The sequence below is a fragment of the Burkholderia sp. NRF60-BP8 genome, from assembly GCF_001522585.2.
Classification (GTDB): domain Bacteria; phylum Pseudomonadota; class Gammaproteobacteria; order Burkholderiales; family Burkholderiaceae; genus Burkholderia.
The window spans coordinates 1,371,380-1,393,717 of sequence record NZ_CP013373.1 but is presented as its reverse complement, the minus strand read 5'-3'; the positions used below and the strand labels follow the sequence as shown (position 1 = coordinate 1,393,717).

The 22,338-nt window shown below is 60.2% G+C and carries 16 protein-coding genes and 2 pseudogenes; 8 read left to right on the top strand and 10 right to left on the bottom strand.

The window, feature by feature from the left end:
- The first annotated feature begins 4 nt into the window (after positions 1-4).
- The 5 genes from WS54_RS19860 (at position 5) to glmS (ending at position 7,340) form a co-directional block, all read left to right on the top strand.
- Entirely contained in the window at positions 5-1,036 is a 1,032-nt protein-coding gene (locus WS54_RS19860; protein WP_059782676.1) for a YaiO family outer membrane beta-barrel protein, read from the top strand.
- A gap of 13 nt (positions 1,037-1,049) precedes the next feature.
- Entirely contained in the window at positions 1,050-1,823 is a 774-nt protein-coding gene (locus WS54_RS19855) for a hypothetical protein (RefSeq protein ID WP_059782674.1), read from the top strand.
- Positions 1,824-2,152: 329 nt separating this feature from the next.
- Positions 2,153-4,291, top strand: a complete 2,139-nt coding sequence (locus tag WS54_RS19850) for a polysaccharide deacetylase family protein (RefSeq protein ID WP_059782673.1) — start codon at positions 2,153-2,155, stop codon at positions 4,289-4,291.
- Positions 4,292-4,384: 93 nt separating this feature from the next.
- Complete coding sequence (locus tag WS54_RS19845) at positions 4,385-5,473, top strand: hypothetical protein (protein WP_034206984.1); 1,089 nt, start codon at positions 4,385-4,387, stop codon at positions 5,471-5,473.
- 49 nt (positions 5,474-5,522) lie between these two features.
- Positions 5,523-7,340, top strand: a complete 1,818-nt coding sequence (glmS, locus tag WS54_RS19840; protein ID WP_034206983.1) for a glutamine--fructose-6-phosphate transaminase (isomerizing) — start codon at positions 5,523-5,525, stop codon at positions 7,338-7,340.
- A gap of 197 nt (positions 7,341-7,537) precedes the next feature.
- Here glmS and WS54_RS34465 read toward each other — a convergent pair.
- Positions 7,538-7,702 (bottom strand): annotated as a pseudogene (locus WS54_RS34465) (imm11 family protein); the annotation flags it as partial.
- Positions 7,703-8,142: 440 nt separating this feature from the next.
- Positions 8,143-8,769 carry a hypothetical protein gene (locus WS54_RS33740; RefSeq protein WP_159086699.1) on the bottom strand — a complete coding sequence of 209 codons (627 nt, stop codon included), beginning with the start codon at positions 8,767-8,769 and terminating at the stop codon, positions 8,143-8,145.
- Between the two features lie 256 nt (positions 8,770-9,025).
- Between WS54_RS33740 and WS54_RS19825 the strand changes: the two genes are divergently transcribed.
- A complete protein-coding gene (locus tag WS54_RS19825) occupies positions 9,026-10,276 on the top strand; it encodes an IS256 family transposase (protein ID WP_059782671.1) in 1,251 nt (416 codons plus the stop codon).
- Positions 10,277-10,290: 14 nt separating this feature from the next.
- Positions 10,291-11,391 carry a hypothetical protein gene (locus WS54_RS19820; protein ID WP_059782669.1) on the top strand — a complete coding sequence of 367 codons (1,101 nt, stop codon included), beginning with the start codon at positions 10,291-10,293 and terminating at the stop codon, positions 11,389-11,391.
- A gap of 237 nt (positions 11,392-11,628) precedes the next feature.
- Here WS54_RS19820 and WS54_RS19810 read toward each other — a convergent pair.
- The 8 genes and pseudogenes from WS54_RS19810 to WS54_RS19775 form a co-directional block, all read right to left on the bottom strand.
- Positions 11,629-11,820: pseudogene (locus WS54_RS19810) on the bottom strand (DUF2274 domain-containing protein); the annotation flags it as partial.
- Between the two features lie 347 nt (positions 11,821-12,167).
- Positions 12,168-12,602 (bottom strand): hypothetical protein, encoded by a 435-nt coding sequence (locus WS54_RS19800; protein ID WP_236872808.1) that lies wholly within the window; start codon positions 12,600-12,602, stop codon positions 12,168-12,170.
- Positions 12,603-12,753: 151 nt separating this feature from the next.
- Positions 12,754-13,761 (bottom strand): WD40/YVTN/BNR-like repeat-containing protein, encoded by a 1,008-nt coding sequence (locus tag WS54_RS33735; protein WP_159086698.1) that lies wholly within the window; start codon positions 13,759-13,761, stop codon positions 12,754-12,756.
- Positions 13,762-13,772: 11 nt separating this feature from the next.
- Positions 13,773-14,804 (bottom strand): hypothetical protein, encoded by a 1,032-nt coding sequence (locus WS54_RS33730; RefSeq protein WP_159086697.1) that lies wholly within the window; start codon positions 14,802-14,804, stop codon positions 13,773-13,775.
- Positions 14,805-14,819: 15 nt separating this feature from the next.
- The gene (locus WS54_RS19790; protein WP_059782666.1) at positions 14,820-15,617 is read right to left on the bottom strand and encodes an ankyrin repeat domain-containing protein; all 798 of its coding nucleotides are present in this window, start codon (positions 15,615-15,617) and stop codon (positions 14,820-14,822) included.
- Positions 15,618-15,727: 110 nt separating this feature from the next.
- Entirely contained in the window at positions 15,728-16,918 is a 1,191-nt protein-coding gene (locus WS54_RS19785) for a PAAR-like domain-containing protein (RefSeq protein WP_038799229.1), read from the bottom strand.
- Positions 16,903-18,195: a DUF2169 family type VI secretion system accessory protein gene (locus WS54_RS19780; protein ID WP_059782664.1), complete on the bottom strand. Its 1,293-nt coding sequence runs from the start codon at positions 18,193-18,195 to the stop codon at positions 16,903-16,905. Before WS54_RS19780 ends, WS54_RS19785 begins: the two co-directional genes overlap by 16 nt.
- An 11-nt stretch (positions 18,196-18,206) precedes the next feature.
- Positions 18,207-20,318 carry a type VI secretion system Vgr family protein gene (locus WS54_RS19775; RefSeq protein ID WP_059782663.1) on the bottom strand — a complete coding sequence of 704 codons (2,112 nt, stop codon included), beginning with the start codon at positions 20,316-20,318 and terminating at the stop codon, positions 18,207-18,209.
- Positions 20,319-20,459: 141 nt separating this feature from the next.
- On the opposite strand from WS54_RS19775, the gene tssF reads away from it, so the two are divergent.
- The gene (gene tssF / locus WS54_RS19770) at positions 20,460-22,337 is read left to right on the top strand and encodes a type VI secretion system baseplate subunit TssF (RefSeq protein ID WP_059782661.1); all 1,878 of its coding nucleotides are present in this window, start codon (positions 20,460-20,462) and stop codon (positions 22,335-22,337) included.
- The last annotated feature ends 1 nt before the right edge of the window (position 22,338 follow it).

Here is a 22,338-nt window from a genome sequence, read left to right as displayed (position 1 = left end):
CCTCATGTCCGATCGCCCCAGCCATCGCGGCCCGCGCGTGCCGGTTGCCACCCTCGCGATGCTGTGCGGCGTCGCCTTCGGCGCGCCCGCGGCGCTGGCGGAGCAGCCGGACGATGCCGCCGCCATGCCGGCCGTACCCGCCGAACCAGCCGTGCCGCCTCCGGCCCCCGCCACCGTCATCACGCCACGGCCGCGCGACGAATCGATGTTCGTGCGCGTGGACGCCGAAGGCCTGCCGGACGGCGTGCCGCTCGCCGAGTTCACGCCCGAGGATACGAACCGGCCGCCGCTGCCCGATGCAATCGTCACACATGTGCAGGCGCCGCAGGAATCGCACACCGAACTGTCGCTCGGCTATTCGAGCGCACACCTGACGCACGGCTACGGCGACTGGTACGGCGTCCATCTGCGCGGCGTCTATCAGGATGGCGGGCGCACCGTGCTCGGCGAACTGGCGCAATTGCACCGCTTCGGCGAGAACACGCAGCTCGGCGCGCTGACCTACGTGCAGGACCTCGGCCCCGACTGGTTCGGCGGAATCGGCTTTTCCGGCACCACGTCGGGCACGATCCTGCCGAGTGCGCGCGTCGACGTATCGATCAATCGCAAGCTATTGTCCGATCGTTCGCTGGTCGTGTCGCTCGGCGCCGGCTACGCATGGAACCGCAGCGGCCACCGCGATCAGCTCTATCACGCCGGCGTGATCTGGTATGCATTGCCGAAGTGGATTTTCGAGGCGGGCGCGAACTATACGGTCGATTCGCCCGGATCGGTGAAGGCGCCCGCATACTACGGCGCCGTCACCTACGGCGAAGTCGGCAAGAGCGTGATCGTGCTGCGCGGCGGCGTCGGCCGCGAAGCGTACCAGGTCACCGGTTCCGGCACGCAGATCGCCGATTTCCGCAGCCACGAGATCACCGCGAAATGGCGCTACTGGTTCACGCGCAAGTGGGGAACGCAACTCGAATTCGCCTACTACCACAACCCGTACTACTCACGAATCGGCGGCGAGCTCAGCGTCTTCTATCGCTGGTAACCGGGCGGGCGCCATGCACACGCATCCGGTCCGTCCTCCCGTCGATCGTTCGCTGCGCACCCACGCGTACCCGCAACGCTGGCTTTCGTCGATCGCGCTGCTGACGCCCGCGCTGTACGCGTCGCTGTGGTTCGGATTGCCGCTCGCGTGGCGCTACTGGCGCGCGGTCATGGCGTGGGGCGCGCAGCAGATCGATCCGGCGCTTCATGTGATCGTGATCGGCTATCCGCCCGATGCGCCGCGCGTGCCGCTGCTGTCGATCGACGTCGCCGCCCGCATGCCGGGCGACACACTGCTGGCCGCCACCGCCACGCTCTGTGCGACCGGCTTCGCCGCATCTTTCATCCGGCGGACGAACTGGTTGCCTGTTGCATATCTGTTACGTATCGCGAGCTTCGCCCAACTGCTGATCTGCGCGTACTTCTGGCTCGCGCCCGGCACGTTCCCGTATGTCCCGCAACTGCATCTGCGCGACATGTTCGTGCTGCACGGCGCGGCGATCGCGCTGGTCCCGCTGGTCATGGCCGCGCTGTACTACCCGCTCGATTTCTCGCTGCCGCAAAAGACCGCCGCGTCGCTGCTGGTGCTCGGCTACTTCGTGTTCGCGCTGCCGTTCGTGATGCTGCTGCACGCGACCATCATCCATCACGGCTCGCTGCTGCTCCTGCCGTTCTGCTATTTCCTGCTCGGCGGCCCGCTGCTGATCGGCCTGCTGGTGACGCTCTATACCTACTGCGCAAGCTGGCCCGGCGCGCTGACGCGCGATCGCGATTCCGTCTGCCGATAGCGCGTCCAAACGCGCCGTATCAGCGATGAAACGATTCCGCCGTGTTTCCGAACGCGCCGCGCGACCCTTATCGCAGGAAGCCAGCAGGACCGGGCTTCCTGCGCCAATGGCACGTTGTTCGCTTCGTTGGATACGTCGCATCGAGTCCTCTCACGGCGAAGGCAGCGCGGCAGGGCGGCGCATGGGCGCAATCCGACCGCCGTCTACACGCACTGCTCGATACCCGACGAACCGGACAGCCGCACACACCTACGGGGCTGGATTGGTCGACCTGGCGACACCGCATTCCGGCTGCCGCACGCCCCCATTCCTTGAGCGAGGAGCACACCATGTTGGCAAAGTCAGGCAAGTTCTTGCGGATCCTGCTCGCGCTGTTCGCGCTCGCGTTCGCATTCAGTCCGGGCGGCGCTCGGGCAGCCAGCAACCAGCTTCTCCTGTTGGTGCCCGACACGCTGACGCTGCCCGATTCACGCGTGTCGGCATGGCTCGACAGTGCCCAGGAGGAAGGGCTGCAGATCAAGGTGATGACCGACAGCCAGTTCATGGCGGCCGGCGCGTCGCTGTCGCAGTATCCGGGCCTGATCCTGCCCGACCAGGTGCATACGACGGCCGACGACACGCTCGTGACGGCGATCCAGAACTATGCGCTGAACGGCGGCAAGGTGATGCTCGTCTACGATTTCGGCGTGCTGAATGCGGCCGGCTTCTACGTCAGCCCGAAATCGCGCTTCAGCAGCATGGTCGGTGTGGATTACGTGCTGTATGACCAATACGGCGGCAACATGATCGGCCTCGGCAACGTGACCGGCATGAGCAGCTGGCTGCGTACGCTCCAGGTGCCCCCCGGCAAGTCGATGGCGTGGACCACCGCTTCGTCGTCCACCACGACGGCGAGCGCGCTCGCATCGACGAGCACCGCGGGCACGTCGACGAATTCGACGTCGGGCAGCGCGCAGTTCCTGACCGCCAGCCGGTCGAACCCCGGGGGCCTCGCCAACTACAACCACTCGGCATGGTTCCAGTACACGACGCCGCCCACCGGCAGCGGCGTGCTGAACCAGACGGCCCCGAAGCTGACCGGCACCGTCACCGGCAAGCTGAAGAAGACCACGACGTATACCGCCAACTCTCTCCTGAGCACGTCGACCGGCAAGACGGCCAGCACGCTCGCGTCGACGCTGTCGACGACCACCGACACGCTCGAAGGCATCTCCGGCTACGTATACGGTTTTCTCACTTATCCGAGCTTCGTCACGCAGGGGACGTATACCGGCACGACGATCCTGACCTCGCCGACCTTCGGGCTGGTGTCCGGCTACAACACGTACGGCAACGGCGGCGTGCTGTTCGTCAACCTGCCGCTCGCCTACCTCGACGGCCAAACCGACGGCATGCTGATCCACGGCTACCTGCATTATTTCGGCACGCAGATGCTGAACCTGGCGTCGCTGTCGCCGCTGCCGAAGGCAATGGCGGGCCTCGTATTCAACTGGCACTTCTGCGCGGGCGACCAGATTCAGCCGGCGCTTTATCTGAAGAGCCTCGGCGTCTGGAACAACGGGCCGTTCTCGCTCGTCATCACGGCCGGCCCCGACGAAGCGGCATTCGGCGACGGCAACGGCATCAACCTCGCCAACAACCCCACCGCGCAGAATCTCGTCAAGTATTTCGTGAGCAAGGGCCAGCACGTCGGCAGCCACGGCGGCTGGATCCACGATTACTGGGGGGCGAATGCGAGCGAAACGAACGCGAGCACGTTCACGCAGTATCTGGTGATGAATCACCAGGCCGTTCAGGCCGCGACGGGCTTGCCCGATGTCGAGTATGCGGCGCCGGAAGGCAACACGCCGACCTGGTCGGTCAACTGGCTCGAAAGCAACGGCTTCAACGGCTACTACTTCACCGGCCACACCGGCTCGCCGCCGACCCGCGCATACCGCAACGGCGCACTGCTGAACCCGGGCCTGTGGGCGTACCCGGTGATGCCGTTCGGCAAGTACGCGACGTTCGAGGAGTTCCAGCAGTACGCAGTGCCGACGAGCGACGTGAACAACTGGTACGCATCCCTGATGAACTTCGTCGTCGCGAACCGCACGAGCCGGCTGATCTACGCGCACCCGCTCGGTGCGTCGTCCTACACGTCGACGTTGTCTGCGATCTTCTCGCAAGCCAATACGCTGAAACTGACGGGTCAGTTCAAGTGGTACACGATGAGCGACATCACGGTCTTCGACCGCGCACGCCTGAACGTCACATGGTCGGCCACCGACACGGGCAGCGGCTGGACGTTCGCCGCCAGCCACCCGACCAGCCTCGCGAACATGACGTGGCTGCTGCCGAAGAAGGGCTTCGCACTGCCGACGATCACGCAAGGCAGCGGCAGCGTCGTCATCACCGACGCGACCTACTGGCTCGTGACCGCGAACGGCGGCACCAGTCTCACGTTCACCAGCGCCAAGGTGCACTGAGCCGCGACCTCGATACACCCGCCGGCGCGCGACGCGGCCAACGCCGCACCCGGCGGGATTTGCGCAGGACCACCGCGCAGGAGCCCCCAGATCATGAACCGGCCCGCGCTTTTCCCGGCCGCACGCGCACGCGCGGCGGCCACCGCCCGGCTATGCCGCCGGTGGTGCGTCGCCTGCTGTGTCGCCGCATGCGGCGTCGCGCTGCATGCGGACGCCGCCGAACTCCAGCTCAACGGACTCTACCAGCGCCCCGACGGCGCGATCACCGTACGCCTGAACGGTTCCGGCATCGATCCTTACTTCGCGGCGAAAGCGCTGCTCGGCGCCGCCGATGCCGGGCTCGACGCCCGTCAGGCCGCGCTTGCATGGATCGCGTGGCTGTTGCCGCGCCAGCGTCCGGACGGCGGGTTCGACCGCTACTGCGTGAAGAACGGCCAGTACAGCGCCTGTGCCGAGGCCGACGCCGACGACGCGATGATGGCGACCTGGATCGAACTCCTCGCCCGCTTCGCGCCGCCCGACGGTCTGCCTGCCGCATGGGAACTCAGCCTCAATCGCGCAGGTGCGCATCTCGACACGCTGCTCGGCAAGCCCACCGGCGTTTATCAGATCTCGTCGACGCTGCACGTCGCGTTGCTGATGGACAACGTCGAGGTACACAGCGCGTTCCGGGCGCTCGCGGCGTATTACGTCCGGCATGCCGACTACGCGCGCGCCGGCCCGTGGAGCCAGCGCGCCGACCGGCTCGCGTCCGCGATCCTGAAGGTGTTCTGGCGCGGCATGCAGACCGGATTTCGCGCGAGCACGCAGCGCATCAGCGACACGACGTTCTATCCGGCGAAAGTCGCGCAAATCTTTCCGCTCCTGTCCGGCATTCAGGTTCCCGAACAATCGAACGAGACGATCTACGCGCAGTGGATGCAGAAGTACGGAAAGACCTGGCTTCAACTCGCCGGCTCCGATTATCCATGGGGCTTGATCGCACTGGTCGCCTTCAAGATGAACGACAGGAACACGGTCGCGTGCTGGCATGCGCGATCGGGCCCGTACCGGCACGGCGCGCACTGGAACGTACTGGAGGAGGCGCTTTACCTGGCATTCGAAAGCCGGATGGCCGACCCGGTCGCGCCCGCTCAATGCGGTTTCACGACGGCGGCGGCGACGGAGACCGCGTCGCGCTGATCCACGCACGCGCACGGTCCGGGGACATCTACAGGGAAGGAGACGGGTCATGTGTGGCATCGTCGGCGCGGTCGCGCAACGGGATATCGTCCCGATTCTGATCGAAGGTCTGCGCCGCCTCGAATATCGCGGCTACGATTCATGCGGGGTGGCGACAGTCGTCGACGGCCAGGCACGCCGCGAGCGCAGCATGTCGCGCGTCGCCGATCTCGACGCCCACGTGCGCAGCGCCGGCCTGACCGGCAGCACCGGCATCGCGCACACGCGCTGGGCAACCCACGGCGCGCCCGCCACCTGCAACGCGCATCCGATCTTCTCGCGCGACGAAATCGCGCTGGTTCACAACGGCATCATCGAGAACCACGAAACGTTGCGCAAGCAACTTTCCGACGCGCATTACGAGTTCGACGGGCAGACCGACACCGAAGTGGTCGCGCATCTGATCCACAGCAAGTACCGCGGCGACCTCCTCGCCGCCGTACGCGATGCGACCTCGCAACTGCACGGCGCCTATGCGATCGCGGTGTTCAGCAAGCACGAACCGCAGCGTCTGATCGGCGCGCGCGCCGGCTCGCCGCTCGTCGTCGGCGTGAAGGACGGCGAATGTTTTCTCGCGTCCGACGCGCTCGCGCTCGCGGGCATCACCGACCGCTTCATCTTTCTCGAGGAAGGCGACATCGTCGAACTGACGCCGGGTGGCGTGCGGGTGCTCGATCGCACCGGCGCGCCGGTCGAACGCGCGATACAAACCGTTTCGTCCGCGCAAGGCGCGGTCGAACTCGGGCCATACCGGCACTTCATGCAGAAGGAAATCTTCGAGCAGCCGCAAGCCGTGGCCGCGACCATCCCCGATGCAGGGCTGTTCGATCCCGCGGTATTCGGCCCGGACGCCGCGCGCGCGTTCGAGCAGATCGACAACGTGCTGATCCTCGCGTGCGGCACGAGCCACTATTCAGGCCTGACTGCCCGCCGTTGGCTCGAGACGATCGCGCGCATCCCCGCGCAGGTCGAGATCGCGAGTGAATACCGCTACAGCGACGCGCTCGCGATGCCGAATACGCTGGTGGTCAGTGTGTCGCAATCCGGCGAGACCGCCGACACGCTCGCCGCGCTCAAGTATGCGCAGGCGCTCGGCCACATCGACACGCTGGCGATCTGCAACGTGCCGACCAGCGCGATGATGCGTCAGACCGGCTTGCGCTTCCTGACACGGGCCGGCCCGGAAATCGGCGTCGCGTCGACCAAGGCGTTCACGACGCAGCTCGTCGCGCTGTTCATTCTCGCCGTCACGCTCGGGCGGCTGCGCGGCTACGTCGACGACGCGCAGCTCGCGCGCTACACGATGCAGTTGCGGCGCCTGCCCGGCGCGCTCGAAGACGTGCTGGGGCTGGAGCCGCAGGTCGCGCGCTGGGCGGCGGAATTCTCGCGACATGAAAACGCGCTGTTTCTCGGGCGCGGGCTGCACTACCCGATCGCGCTCGAAGGCGCGCTGAAGCTGAAGGAGATCTCGTATATCCATGCGGAAGCGTATCCGGCCGGCGAGCTGAAACACGGGCCGCTCGCGCTCGTCACGCATACGATGCCCGTCGCCACGATCGCGCCGAACGACGCGTTGCTCGAAAAGCTCAAGTCGAACATGCAGGAAGTGCGAGCTCGCGGCGGGCAGCTTTATGTGTTCGCGGATGCCGATACGCGGATCGACAACGGTGAAGGCGTGTCGGTGCTGCGAATGCCGGACTACTACGGGTTGCTGTCGCCGATTCTGCACGTCGTGCCGTTGCAACTGCTCGCGTATCACGCGGCGTGCTTGCGGGGTGCGGATATCGACAAGCCGAGGAATCTGGCGAAATCGGTGACGGTGGAGTGATGGGCGGTTTGCCTCTCGCATTCGCTTCAACTGATCGAGTGACAACGTTGCTGCTCCGCTAAATTCTTTTCGTTGGCCTACCCGCGCATAGAGGCCAAGAAGTCGACCACCCCCAACGTCTGATTCTCGCAACTTATTCTCGTGAGATCGAAGCCGCCTGCACCAAGTTCGGATCAATCACACGGAGTTGCAAAATCCTATTTGTCAGACCGCCAAATAATCTCGCCAAAATCGAACCCTTTTAGTTTATTTTGCCCCACAAGATCTCTAAAACGCTCGGATACGAATACTGCAGCAGGACTTTCTTTTAGGCGAAATATATCAACCCCTTCAATTTGACTCTTCAGAAGAAATATTTTATTAAAAACCGTCGCCTGAGGATAGACTTTGAATTTTTATGCATCCATATCGACAGCATTCTCTATCACCCGGGTTACATGAAATCCGGACATGTCTTTTATCGGGGCATCGACCTGCAATATCTCCCCGCTGTCACGAAGTACCGGCGCCAATACATCCAGCGCCCTCTCACTAAACACGAGAAACGGAGATAGCATCGTATGAACGTCGCTAGTCTTTTTTCTGCGCGAAGTGCCCCACGTAAGCTTAACGGGGTCATAGTCTCGGCCAAACCCTCGCCCACATAGAGCGGTTGCTCGTATAGCTACGCTCTTGTCATATGCGATTTCACCGTGATCATCGACTTGAACGAGAGGCTGAAATGCTTCATCCTGCCTCAAACCGTAAACGTCACTCACGCATTGCCTCACATCCAAATCATAGCGTCCAGATAAATAGCGGCCTACGGTACCTCACCCCAAGGGTCATAGGAATAGCTTTCATCGATCGGCGAAAAATCAATACCTTTCAATGCGCATCGCTCCACTTCCGACTTAAACCCCTGACTACATACCAGCTCCATTGTTTCGGTACATCTAAAAAGATTGCTAGCACAGTCGTCGCGCGGAATGAAGGTTTTGATCCAACTATACATTGGAGTCCCTGGAAACAACTTATTCTCGGCGACCTCTTTTGTTTCCAGATCCCGGTCCTCGGAATAGTCCGACTTTTGTCGATCAAGCAGCGACTCATGATCTGCCGGCAAGAAAATTGAATACGCCTTATTACCCGCTGGCTTTCCACCCGCAACGATGCCAATGGGGACCGCCCTATATCTAACTCCCAATTTTTCACACGCAGCCAAAAACTCTTTTGACACGTAATTCGTTTGCGTTCCATAGAAATCGAAATCAATCGAAATCGATGGATCTGATAGCGTGAAAATATATTCATGCTTTACATCGACGCCAAACGGATCAGCCACATACATCGGCCACTCCCATTCATCACGGTTCAATTCTCCCGATAGGGATGGAGGGCAGCCTGGGTCTCCAGCGCGGTATTTAACAACAAAGAAACGTGCATTCATCAAAGTAACCTTCCCGTTATTGCATCAACCAAATATTTACCGGACTCCAATCCTTCTCTCGCCATATTTTGAATGCGCCCGACACCGAGCACAAGTTGCGTATCACTGAGACGGCCCGCCAGGAATTGTTGGTTAAGTTTCGTTAGCTCAGTTTCAATGGCCGCAGTGTATTGCCCGTGGTTCGACCAATGCCCAGGGAGCTCGGGCCTGTCAGGAATTTTGTGTTTAAGGCATAACATGCTCCCAAGGAGAGTTTATGCCTCGCAAACCGAAAGCCCAGCCGGTGGCTCTGCCGGCGATTCCGGCCGAGCTGCTCGAGCAGTTCGGCAACGGTCCGATGACGGCCGAAGCCATCAACGCCGCGACGCTGGCGCTCAAGAAGGCGCTGATCGAACGGGCATTGGGCGGCGAGATGAACCATCATCTCGGCTACCCTCCCGGTGCGGCCAAGCCGGTCAACGCCACGAATCAGCGCAACGGCAAAGGGGCCAAGACGGTTCTGACCGAAGACGGTCCGATCCGTATCGAGGTGCCGCGTGACCGCGACGGCAGCTTCGAACCCATCCTGATTCCCAAGCACGAACGGCGCTTCACGGGCTTCGACGACAAGATCGTCGCCATGTATGCCCGAGGCATGACCGTACGCGAGATTCAGGGCTTCTTGCTGGAACAGTACGGCACCGAGGTCTCGCCCGACTTCATCAGCTCGGTCACCGACGAGGTCATGGCCGAAGTAACCGCCTGGCAGGCCCGGTCGCTCGAGCCGATGTATCCGGTCGTGTTTTTCGACGCACTGCGGGTCAAGATTCGCGAAGACGCCGTCGTGCGCAACAAGGCGTTGTACCTGGCGCTGGGCGTGCTGCCCGACGGCACGCGGGAGATCCTGGGCCTGTGGATCGAGAATACCGAGGGTGCCAAATTCTGGATGAAGGTATTCAACGATCTGAAGACGCGCGGCGTTCACGACATCCTGATCGCCGTCACTGACGGTCTGAAGGGCATGCCCGAAGCGCTGGCAGCCGTGTTCCCGGCCACCACGCTGCAGACCTGCATCGTCCACCTCATCCGCAACAGCCTCGATTACGCCAGTTGGAAGGACCGCCGAGGCTTGGCCGCGGCGATCAAGCCGATCTACGCCGCTCCCAGCGCGGAAGCCGCTCAGGCCGAACTCGATGCGTTTGCGGATGGGCCGTGGGGTCAGAAATTCCCGACTGTCAGTAGCGCGTGGCGCAACGCCTGGGATCGCGTGATCCCGTTCTTTGCGTTCCCTCCGGGTGTGCGCAAGATCATCTACACGACGAACGCGATTGAAAATATCAACTCGCAGTTGCGCAAGATCATCAAGACCCGTGGTCACTTCCCGACCGACGAGGCTGCCACCAAGCTCATCTGGCTGGCCTTGCGCAACATCACCGCGAATTGGGGAAGTGCCGCGCACGACTGGAAGACGGCCATGAACCAGTTCGCTATCCTTTATGCAGATCGGTTCGTTCGACCTTCCGTGTAATTGTTCCACCCGCCTTGAACACGGAAATCCTGACACCCCCGATCGAAGCGCTGGACGCCGATCACGCTGATCTACCCAAGCTTCTGGACGAGGCGCTCAAGGGATCGCTCTGGGCTCGCCAGATCGCCCGCGAAAACGAGGGCGCCGCTCCCCGACACAAGAAAGTGTTCGAAGCGCGCGCCGCCCTCATCTGGAAGTACACCACGCCGCAGGTGCGACGTGGGCATTTCGCCATGGGCGTCGGGCTGGAAGCTGGCCTCACCATTGACGCCATGGCCGACGAGCTGGCCGGACTCCTCGACCGAGCAGACAAGGCGGCACTGAGCGGCGACATCGACGAACTCGCCGGTGCACTCGGCGGTCTCGGCGAACGCCTGCTGTTCATGCGGCCTTTCATCCCCGACAAAGCGAACGCGCTGCCAGCGAACTGGAAAGCCATCCTGCGCAGTTGGGTATCTGGTGAGGAGGTCGCCAAGATCGGACCGCAGAACATGCGGGTGGTCGAAGAGGCTTTCACCTATCGCTTGGTCCGGGCGCTGGAAGCCGTACGTACTCGTCGCATGTCCCTTGGCTGGTCGCCGGACATCGTGGCGGGCGGCGCGGCGGCAACGATCGAAACCGGCGTCCCGCGATTCATGATGGCGATGCTGATCCGCACGGGCCTGCCATCACGGCGCGCGGCCATGGCGGCCATCGAGAATGCCGAACCAGTTTTTGTTAGCCCTGCAGAGATGCGCGCCTGGCTCGAATCCGACGAGATCACTGCCTTCACCGACGCCGGCGACTGGCCAACGCCCGAGACCTCCGCGCTATGGGCGCGCTTCCGAACCGAGGCACTCAGCGGCGGTATCCAGAAGTGGTCGGTCGAACACTATAAGCGCCTACTCGACACCAATGCGGCCCCGGCCGCCGGCCTTTATCGGATCATCACCGATGAGGGGGACGGACGGACCTGGTTGGCAACCCCCGACTATCAATGGCTCGCCGCCTTCAAGAAGCCGGCCGTTGATCCCAAGCCCGGTCTTTTCTCGGGCCGGCTGTCGGGAAAAACTAAGACCGTGGAAGCCCTACGTGTCGGTCGTGGAAAACTGCACTGGCCGCCTGCCAATGCTTAAAGAGGAACTGTAGATATGCTCTATGCTTGGGTTGGCGACCGAATAAGCAATTCATCGAGAAGTGGAAACGTGCTACCGCCCACGTCTTCTTCAATGCTGGTTCCCATATCTTCTACCTTGCCGGCCTTGGCGTGACCGCTCGCTTGGGAGGCCCCTTCCAGCGCGGCGAATTCGCTCTCTGCGCCCTCACCCGCGATGATTTTCTGCGGGCCGTCCACTGGACGGATAGTGCCGACTCTAATACTCCCGCCAGCTAGGAATCGACACACGTAGCGGAAGGCTGCTGATGATTTGGACGGTCCTCTGCCTGCTGAACCCTCGATCCCTTGCCATGAATGCTTCTAGCGTGTGCGGGATTAGCGTCGTGGCATCGACGGCCTCGCCATATGCCTGCGCGTGCAACGCGGCGTAGCGGTCAACGTCGGCCCTCGGGCGTAAGCGGCGCGGTCCGACCGTTTCCCGACGCGGATTTTGCTAGCGCACGATAGGCACGTTTAGATTGACGGAGACGGTCAGCTATGCCGAACGCAGCGCGCCCAGCCCATCGCGCGTATGCGCGGGAATTCAAACAGCAAGTGATCAAGGAAACGTCCGCTCCCGTATCTTCAACTTGGTCCCGTATGCTTCCCAATCAACCCGAGGTTCGGGAAGCAACTCGTGAGCTGCACTCCATCGCTGAATCGCTTCATCGAACTTCGATGCACCACACAAGACATTACCCTGCTCCGAGAGAGCATCTAACTCATCTTGGATTTTCTTGGGAAACCTGGTCATCTTTATTTGCTTCCCCTCGATGCACGCTTCGCGAATTCGAGATACTTCTTATCCTCACCGGAAAATGGTCTGCTTCCAAATTGCTCATACAGCGGCACAAAAAATTCCGCGGATTTATCTAGATCACCGGCTTCGAAATACACTGTTCCGCTGAGAAATCCGATTATCAGATCCGGGCCGGTTCCAGAACCGTACGCCTTCTTCATTTCTTCCAACCAGTGGACAGCCTTATCAAACTGTTTAGTATTGCGATAAAAAACGACGAATCCGCGTGTCATCGATTGCGCGAGATCATATTGTTCTCTAGGCTCGGGCAAAACCTCCCACGCTCTAATGAAACTTACCTCAGCGTCAGCAATTTCCCCCTTCCTCCACGCCTCCCGACCAGCGACGCCGTAAGCGTATATGTCTTTGATCAGATCTTCCGAGATCTTCATGACTTCAACCTTACGCAACGATGCACAACCTCGATGTCACAGACAAGAACTCTCGAATGACCTCACGTCATAGATCGCATTAATTCAATATATGTCCATGATCAATTCTTCCGAGAGCCCCGAGGTCGACGATATGCAAACCTACCCAGACTCAGGGACTATTGTGAGGATTTTCGAATACTTCCCACTGTACCCCGTCGTATCGGGCCAGCCTTCGAGACGCTAACACCCATAAAACACCATCCTTCGCCTCCACGGTTGAAATGCCGTCCAAGGAAAACTTGTCGCTAACCATCAACCTTTGTGGTCCATTTTCATCGAGCTCATAGATGCCGTCGCCGGCACCGATGAAGAGTCGATCGTTAAACCACGCCAGCGAATAAAAGTCCGTACTGAGGCTCTTCCGGGCCACCCCACTAAAACCGGTCTGAAAGTTGCCTTTTAGCAAAGTCCCTTTGCTTCCGGCGACCCAAACGCTATCGGCCGAGACTGGCATGACACAATTGAGATGAGCTGCTGTTGCTTTTGGCAATTTTGTCCAGCTCGTGCCGTCAGAGAATGCCATGTATCCATCATTACCGACGACATAGATAGATTTCTCATCGAGACCGTTGATGTCGATGAGACCGATCGTTTCGTCGGCGGATTTGGTCAATGCCGCAAGTAACTCGCTTGGGTCTTCAATGCCACCAATGTCAACTTTCTTCTGGAGAAGCTGGGCATCAACATGTGCCCAGCCCGCTGAGTCGCGCTTATAGACTTGGCCACCATATCCACAAACATAAAGGTGACCATCAATTTCTCGAATACGCGTAACGTATCCGTAGTTGGGTGACACCGGCTCTAGGCCAGCATCCGCGATTTTCTCGATTACCGAACCATCCCGACTGTAACTTTCGACATCTCCCTGCTCACTCAGTGCATAGATCTTGCGAACACTATTGGGAGCGGGATTTGGGTAGCAGGTTGACACAATACGCCACGCAGGAAGGTCATGGTAGAACCATTTGTCGGCCGTTTGATGTTGATAAAACACCATCCGCGAAACAGGAGTGTCTTCCGTAGCCTCCAACTCGTCCAAAGTGCTGGACAGATAGAACATGTCTCGATTAATTGCGCAACCAGTACCGAATGTCAGCTTCGTTTTTTGCTTCGCCATAAAAATCTTCCTCAGAAGTCGCCTGCCCCAGTCTTCATCTGCTCGGCAAAATCCTTCAATTCCATACCCTTAGTTAAGCCCCCCGTCGGATCGGCACGGACCTTGAAGTCTGGCCCCATGCCTTTCAATTGATGGTACGCCCGAAGCTCAGCCATAATTAAAGCTGGATTACATTTTGTTACCGCTGCGACCGACGCTGCTCCTGCCGCCTCTAGCTTCCAGAGTTCAGTCGTACCCGGCGGATTGCCCTTCAAGCCCAATGCCAACTCCGCTGCATCGTACAATGCGTGCGCCTTACCATGCTCGGTTGTCGGTGTACGATCCTTGCCCTCTAAACAGATCACCAAACCGTCGCCTTCTGAAATGCCTCCAGGAATCTGACGACGCTCAGATCCTCTGCGCGCCCCCGGTAAGCGAAAAGCTCGGTCTGCCACGACATGGTGTCCGGTCTTTCCTTCCGCTTTGCAGGTATCTGGCTGGTAGGGACGAAGATTGCAGCGGCCCTTACCCTTGATCTTACCGCCGTCTTTTCCGCCATTCGAAGCGGCTTCCTTCTCCGCCTTCTCCGCGGCTTCCTTCTCGGCCTTTTTAGCAGCTTGCTCTGCGGCCTGTTTAGCTTCCTGCTCTGCCAATTGCTTGGCCTCTTTCTCGGCGAGTACTTTCGCTTCTTGCTTCGCTAGTTGCTCCGCAGCTTCCTTGGCCCCCAGCTTTGCCACGCCCTTTGCCCCGTACTTGACAGCTTTTCCGGCCGTGCCTAAGCCGGGCACAAGGTCCGCAATGACTGAGCCACCGGAAATAGCCGCCTCCGCCGTGTTGCCTTCGGCCGCGTAAATCAAACCGTTCGCACCGTCGAATATGGCGCCAACTTCCGGGATGGCCCCAAGGACATCCAATCCGGTGTGAACGTATCCTACTGCCTGACTGAACCATCCCGCTTCCGCCGCTGTTTCAGCCACGACAGGTGGATTGGCCGCCGACGCAGCAACACGCGACATGGCCGTTTGTCCGTAGAGCCTACCGACGGTGTTCCCTTGATCGCTCACGATATGCCCCGCGCCTTATTTTTGGCTCATCTGTTCTCGAACCTTTGCCGGCGGGTCGGGCGGAAACTTCGCCCCTTTCGCAATCATCAGCGCGCGCAGACGCTCGAATTTTTCCAGGCGCTCCTTGCCCTCGGGCGACAACCCTGGTGCGGGAGGCGTCTGTGTCGTTCTGACCGGTTGCCCATCCTTATCCAACGAGATGTCGGTGACCGTGGCCTGCTTGGCCTCCGGTTGCAGTGCGTCGATGTCTTTCTGCACGGAGTAGGCCACGCTCACGCCGTTCGTCGTATGGGCGTTGACATCGGCACCATGCTCAACGAGAAAAATCGCAATGTCCGGCTTGGCGACGTCGAGCGCCGAATCCAGTGCGGTCCCGCCGATGCTGTCGCGATGATTGATGTTTGCGTGATGTTCGACTAGCAGCTTTACTCGCTCCATCGCGCCGTTGCCTTCCATCGCCCGCTGCAACAGACTCGTGCCATCGCTATCGACCGTATCCGGCGACAAGCCCCCATCGAGCATGGCCTTCAGGTAGCGAGTGTCTTCATTGGTGATCGCGAAGTACATCGCGCTGCCCAGCCCCTCCACAATTTGAGCGTCCGGCTTTGAGCCATGCGCGATCAGTTCGCTAATCGCGGGGAAATTCTTGGTCGAGATGGCAAACCAAAGCAACGTCATCTCTTGTCGCCCGGGCTTGTTCACGTCGATCCCGGGCAACGCCGATTTCAGTTGAGCAACGTCGCCATCGCTGATCGCCTTGGCAGCAGACAGATAGCTGCCGTCAAAATACTTGCTGGGTGAGTTCGCGCTCATATTGCATCCACTTACGATGATTGTTAGTGCAGAGACAGCGGCTAGAGCCATCCACCGCCACCGCGCCGTGTACCTCACGCTTCGGGCCAGCGAAGTTGTCGTATTGGTCCTCAAGGACGCGTCTCCTGAACGATCGTCGCCTGATCGGCTGTTTTTTGTGCTTCGATGCCATCGATGACCTGATTCATGCCATGGCGTGCGACCGCACCACCCGTTCCCGGAAGGATGTGCGGCGTGCCTACAGCTGTAGGCATCATGCCGTGACTGCCTTCCTGAACCTTCGTCAGGATCTCGCCTTCCACGCGGTACGCCTGAATATCGGACGCCACCGGTGTCCCGCCATAGCGCGCTACCGTCGCCGGATTGAGACCCGCTGCGTTGAACGTGGTCGCTGCCAAGCCACTTGCGCGCGATGCGGCAGAACCCATGCCGCCACCGAGCGAATGCCCCACAATATCTACATCGGTTCCGCTCTTCTCAAGGGCTCGCCCGATCTTGACTGCACGATCGTAATAGGCCGAGTTCTTATTGGCCCCTTGAGCGATGTTATTGGCCCAGTCGGACCACTTGTACTTGTCTGTGCCCTGAAAAACCACCTGCGTCTTGAAATCGTTTCCGAAAACCGCAGGATCGGGCTCGTAGACCTGTGCACGAAAATTTGTCCCCGGTATCGAAAAATCGTTGGGCTTCAACTTGAACTGAGCCAATTTCGCAGGGTCGCCGCTGACATTCGTCCATCCCTCTGGCGCCGCCTGCCCCGGGTGGTAAACGTTCTCGGCCAAGCGCGCCTTTTCGACGGCCGTATTGTTTTGCTCAAAGCGATTTGCCGCCGCTTCGAGTTTGCTCCGCTCCGGTCCCGGCGGCATCGAAGCAGCTTTCTGCCGTGCCTCGGCAATCTGGGCCTTCCGACCTCGCCAACGGGCAGCCTTTGCTTCCTTCCCGACGTAATTGCCGTTCATCCAGAACTGATCGCTGTGACGCACGACCATCTTGCTCTCAACCCGGACGGTCTTGCTATGGTCGATCGGCCAGCACTTGGCGCCAACGGTTCCGCTTTCGACTCCATGTGCCACACCGGCCTGATCGCCGATCGTATCGGGCGCGAAACTCGAGTCGAACCGCACGATCGGATTCCCGTTCGCAAAGACCGTCTTCGATGTCATCTGACTGTCGCCGAGGCTCGCCGTGACAGGATAAGGTACGGGCGGCGTGCTACTCCCCATCGGGGTTTTGCATACGTCGGGCATCATCGACACGATGGTCCACTGGCCATCCTTGCGGGCCATTACGTTGTCTGCCACGCGTCCTCCGATTCGCTGGTTGTTTTCGGGACAGCCATTCGCAGCAGAGGCGCATGCCGATCGAGTTCGAAACGTGCCTCGCACACGCGCACCGCCGGCTGCAACGGAAAAACCGCCCGCCATGTAGCCGATACGCGCATTTCCTCGGTATCGATGAAAAGTGTGTCGAGCTTCATCTCGAGTGGCACGATTTCACCGCTCTTGAAGCGAAGCGCCACAAGGGCGCGATGCCCCGGAAGCCTCGCACGCAAAAAGCCTGCAAGCGTGTGCTCCGGCGGCGCGAGATTGGCAAGCTCGAAGGCGAGCCCCGGCGCAGGCCATTCGATCTGCTGATCTGCCGGCGCACCATTCCAATAGTGGAAGTCGTGATCCACCGGATGGTACGGCCATCTTGTCTTATGCCAGGTCTCGTCGTAAGTCCCGGCAAACTGCAAACGGGGTGTCCAGGCGCGACCGACAACACCCAATCCGACAGGCGTCGTCGCATAGCGGGCTACGACCTCTTTCATCTGCTTGGCATCCAGCCCCGAAGCGGAGTGCTCGGCGACGTCGAGACTGGTTATCGGAATGTCCCATGCTTCTATCTGCGGCGCCGGAATTTCGGCAATCTTGGGCAATGGTCCTGGAATCGATGATGCACACAACGAAGCGACGACCGACTTATGGGTCGCCCGATCGAGGAAACGCTTCTCCACCCATCCCCGGCCCAGCGGGTTGGTGAAGCAAACTTCGTTCAGCTCAAGATCCGTGCTCGCCCCCTTTGCGCTCTGCGCAAGGGCGACGCGGCTCGTGCCGCCGTATGCCTGCTCCCAGCGCACCGGAACTGCTCGTGTCGGTTCAGGTTCACCGAGCTTCCACCCGCGCCAGCCCTTCGTAAACGAGCGCGGCCCCGTTACGCGCAGTCCTTTGTCGATGACCATCGTGCCAGCATCGAAGACCCGAACGCGAGCGGGCCACGAAGCCGCAGGCGTGCCATGCGGGGCGTGTGCCGTCGCACGAACAAGGACATCACACTTTGGTTTGAACGGTGCGAGATCGCTTTCCCATTTCACACTGCTCTTACCCGTTTCGCCTTCGTATTCGTCTGCCATTGCCAACGGGACGGCATTGTCGCCGGTCAGCAGCACGCAACGATGCGTATCGCCATCGGCGTCGAGCGACTGCGCCGGCTCAAGCCGATACGCCGCCTTGAGCGCCACCACGTGGATTTCGTTTCCCGGCACGTCGACGGCACTAAACGACATCGCATGCAGCGGCGTAAGGTTGCGGAATTCCATCACTGTCGCGCTCAGTTCAGATCGACGGTCTTTCCATCAACCGTCACCGCGTCGGAACCGAGAATGTCAATGCTCGTCCCGCTAATCGTGATGTGACCGCTGCTTTCCAAAACGATCGACGCTTTACCGGTTCGCAGCTCAATGCGATCGCCTGCAGTAACCGTGTAGGTCTTGCCCACCACCGTGGTTTTCGACAGACCGACTTCCTCAGCACTGGCAAGGCCGGCCGCAGTATTGATTGCGCCTGCTACCGTCACCGTATACGCACCGCCCACGGTCAGTGCTTTCGCAAGCCCTACCGTCTCCGTGGACGTCAGTGCAATCAGAAGATTCTCCATCCCCTCGATCGTCTCGTTCCGGTTGCCGCCGACCGTCAGCGTCTCGTTGTTGCCAACGGTCTCGGTGCGATCCACGCCAACGTGAATCGTCTCGTTGTTGTCGACCGTTTCCGTGCGATCGTGGCCAACGTGCACCGTCTCATCGTGATCGATGTTCTTGGTACGGTCGTTACCTACCCAATGCGACTCATCGTGCTCGACCTCGATGCGCTGATCCTTCTCGGCGTGAAGCCAGACCTCTTCCTCGCCCTTCTTGTCCTCGAAGCGGATCGCATTGGCCGTGTTGACGTTGCCGGTCTTGGTCGAGCGCGTCAGAATCCCGCTCTGTGTCGCGTTGGCTGGCAACGCCCACGGCGGCATGTTCTGCGAGTTGTAAACGCGCGACGTCACGAGGGGACGGTCCGGATTTCCATCCAGGAAACTCACGACCACTTCATCCCCGATTCGCGGGATCTGAATCATCCCGAAACCGCTACCCGCCCACGGCTGGCTCACGCGCACCCAGCAGGAGCTCCCTTGGTCGCGTTTGCCGAGACGATCCCAGTGGAACTGCACCTTCACCCGGCCGAGGCTATCCGTATAAATCTCCTCGCCTTTCGGACCTACGACGATCGCCGTCTGCGGCCCCACGATCATCGGGCGCTCGCCCTCGAACGCCGGACGGTACGGAATCTTCTTGCGAATGCAGGTGAAGCTGCATGAGTACGCCGAAGTCGCTTCACCAGGCTCATAGTTGTTCGTGCCAGTGTGCGAGACAGTCAACAACAGGAATTGCCGGTCTTCCTGTTTGGTGCTGGCGTGATCGTAGTGGTCGTCCAGTTCGAAGTATCGGCACGGCATCATCCGCCGCCCCGTCGTCACCCCGACGAACGTCTTGCTGTGTGCAGCCAGCGCTTCCGTTCGGAAGCGCGCGAGCTCTTCACCTCGATCGCTGTCAGCGAAACCATGCTCGCCGAGGTAGTCGTAGATCTCGTAGGACGGTACGTCGCCTTGATTGACTTCCGTGCCACCCGACACGAATCGCCGGGCATGGGGAATTTTGTAGTCGAAAGTTTTCAGTCCGACCGTGTCCGGTGCAAGCTGACGCTGCGCTTGAAACGACGTGACGACGGCCAGATTGTCCATCGCCTCGCCCTGGTTGTATTGCAGCGATGGACTGCGCCCGTCGATCGGCTTCGCGGTCACCGAGTTATCGGCGATGATCAGCTTGTGCCCATCCTTCGCATGCTCGAAGTAATAGAACAGGCCATCCTCTCGCATCAGCCGTTCGACAAAGGCTAGATCGGTTTCCCTGTACTGCGTGCAATAGCTGCGATTCTGCGTTCCCTTCGATAGCCGGAACTCGAACGACGCGAGCTTGCCGTACTCGCGAAACACGCGCGAGAGAATCGCCTCTGTATTCTCTTCCTGAAAGATCCGAATATCCTGCCGGCGAGAGAGCATCCAAAGCCACGGCAGGATCGTTGCGCTGTACATCGCAAAACCGCCATCGGTATCCAGATGCGAAAACGCCGCGACGTATCCGTGGAAGTAGCGTTCTTCGGAACTGGCGAGCGCGTCGGTGAGCTGTAACGTAATTGTCACGGGCTGGCCGATCAGCTTCTTCAGCTCGATATTCTTGTCTTGCGACGCGAGCCGGACATGCATCTCGAAATTCTGAGATAACCCCTCGGTACAATGGAAATCGACGAGTACCAAATCCGATCGACCTTTCAAAGGCGTTTCAATCGTAAACAGGCGATTGCTCTGGAGCTGGAAGAAGCTCGCAATTTCGGACATTTGCATATGTAGCCTCGGAATCTCTCAGCGGAGGGGGCAGCTTTTTGTCGGCGCGGCCATTTTAATATGTCCTCGCATCATTTTGACTAGATGTCGGCTCCGGAAAAACGGGGACGGATTTTCGCGAATTTTGTATATTTGCGGCGAATGGACCACCTGCTGTCACATTACGAACGTGAAATCGGACTGCTTGCACGCAGTCTGGCGGACTTTGCTCGACGCTTTCCGAAGATTGCAGCACGCCTGGGCATGTCCGGCGGCCACGTCGAAGATCCGCACGTCGACCGAATGACTCAGACGTTCGCGCTGCTAGCCGCTCGTGTCGATGCGAAGCTCGATGACGACTACCCGCAATTCACCGAGGCACTTCTCGAAATTGCCTATCCGCAGTATCTGCGCACGGTCCCGTCATGCGCGATTGCGTCGTTCGACCCATCTGTTCTGTTCGGTCAGCTTACCGAACCGCTGACGATAGCCCGGGGCACGATGCTGGACGCCAATGCTGCACCGTGCCGCTTCCGTACCGTCTACGACGTCACGTTGTCGCCATTGCGTATTCACTCGGCACGCTATTCGCCAGCGACGCTTGCGCCAGCAGCGGCGCGCATCCCGGCAGAAGTGACGGGGATCGTTTCGATTACCTTTACGAGCGAGTCCGCGCCGCAAGCATTCGACGACGCCATTCCGTCCGCCCCGGTGCGGGTACATTTGTCCGGAGAGCGGCCGCTCGTCGCCGCGCTTTCCGATACGCTGTTGCTTCGCGCATCGGCCGCCTACGTGGAGGTGGACGAAAGCGGACGCTGGACCCGCTTGTCGAAAGTCCCCATTGAGCCGGCCGGCTTTGCCGATGGCGAGCGATTGTTACCGAACGAAGACGACACGAGCGCACAATCGTTCCGGCATCTGATCGAGTATTTTGCCTTCCCCGAGAAATTCGATTTCGTGGACATCGACCTGGGTCGAATGCGTCGCGCCGCGCGCGCCGAAGCAGCTCGACGATTGACGCTTCACATCGCCGTGCAAGGCACCGCCCATGATTCCGGGGCCGCTCAGATCCTGGCGACGCTGAACATCAGCACGTTCCGATTGTTTTGCACGCCGGTCGTCAACCTGTTCGAACGCGCGGCAACACCTATCCAGCTAACCAGTAGTGATGTCGCATATCCGATCACGCCGATCCCTATGGCAACCGGCATTCCGCTGAGCATCTATTCGGTTGAAGCCGTGTATCTGGGCGAGCGCACGAAGTCGGACGAAGACAAGGCCGCCATCGCTTCACACGCGGCACCGCGCACGCATGTGTGGCCGTATCGTGCATTCAGTCACGCGCGGCCCACGGATTCGTCCGCCATCTATTGGCTGGCCTACCGAGATCCGGAAGCCATGCCGGACGGACCGCTGGCGGAATTGCAACTGGTGTTGGTCGACTTGAAGGGTCAATCTACTCATCCGCGACACCCTCAGGTCGATGTCGATGTACTGGCAACCAACGGAGCCATGCCGTCCCGGTTGCCGATCGGTGCCCCGGATAGCGATCTTCTGTACGAGGGTTCGGCATTGGCGTGCCCGATCACGCTGCTCTCGCGCCCCACCTTGCCGGCTGCCTTGCCGCGCGGCGGTGCACTTTGGCGCGTACTGTCGGCACTGGCACCGCATCCGCTCGACCTGACGCGAACCGGACTACCCGCGCTGAAGGCGTTTCTCCGTTTCCATGCTCCGCGCTCCAGCGTGGTTGCCCAACGTTGTATCGACGCAATCGTATCCATCGACTACAAACCGGCGATCAGGTGGATGTCTCTCGACAACCAGTTCCCGTCATTTGTTCGCGGTGTGGAGATCCTGCTTGCGCTCTCCGAGGCTGCGACACGAGATGTCAGCCTGCATCGGTTCTCGGCCGTCATGGACCGGTTCTTCGGCCTGTACGCTCAGTCGAACAGCTACGTTCAACTCGTCGTGTTATCGGCAGAGAGCGGCACGGAGCTTTTGCGGTGCGCACCACGCCCTGGGACACAACCGCTCATATAGA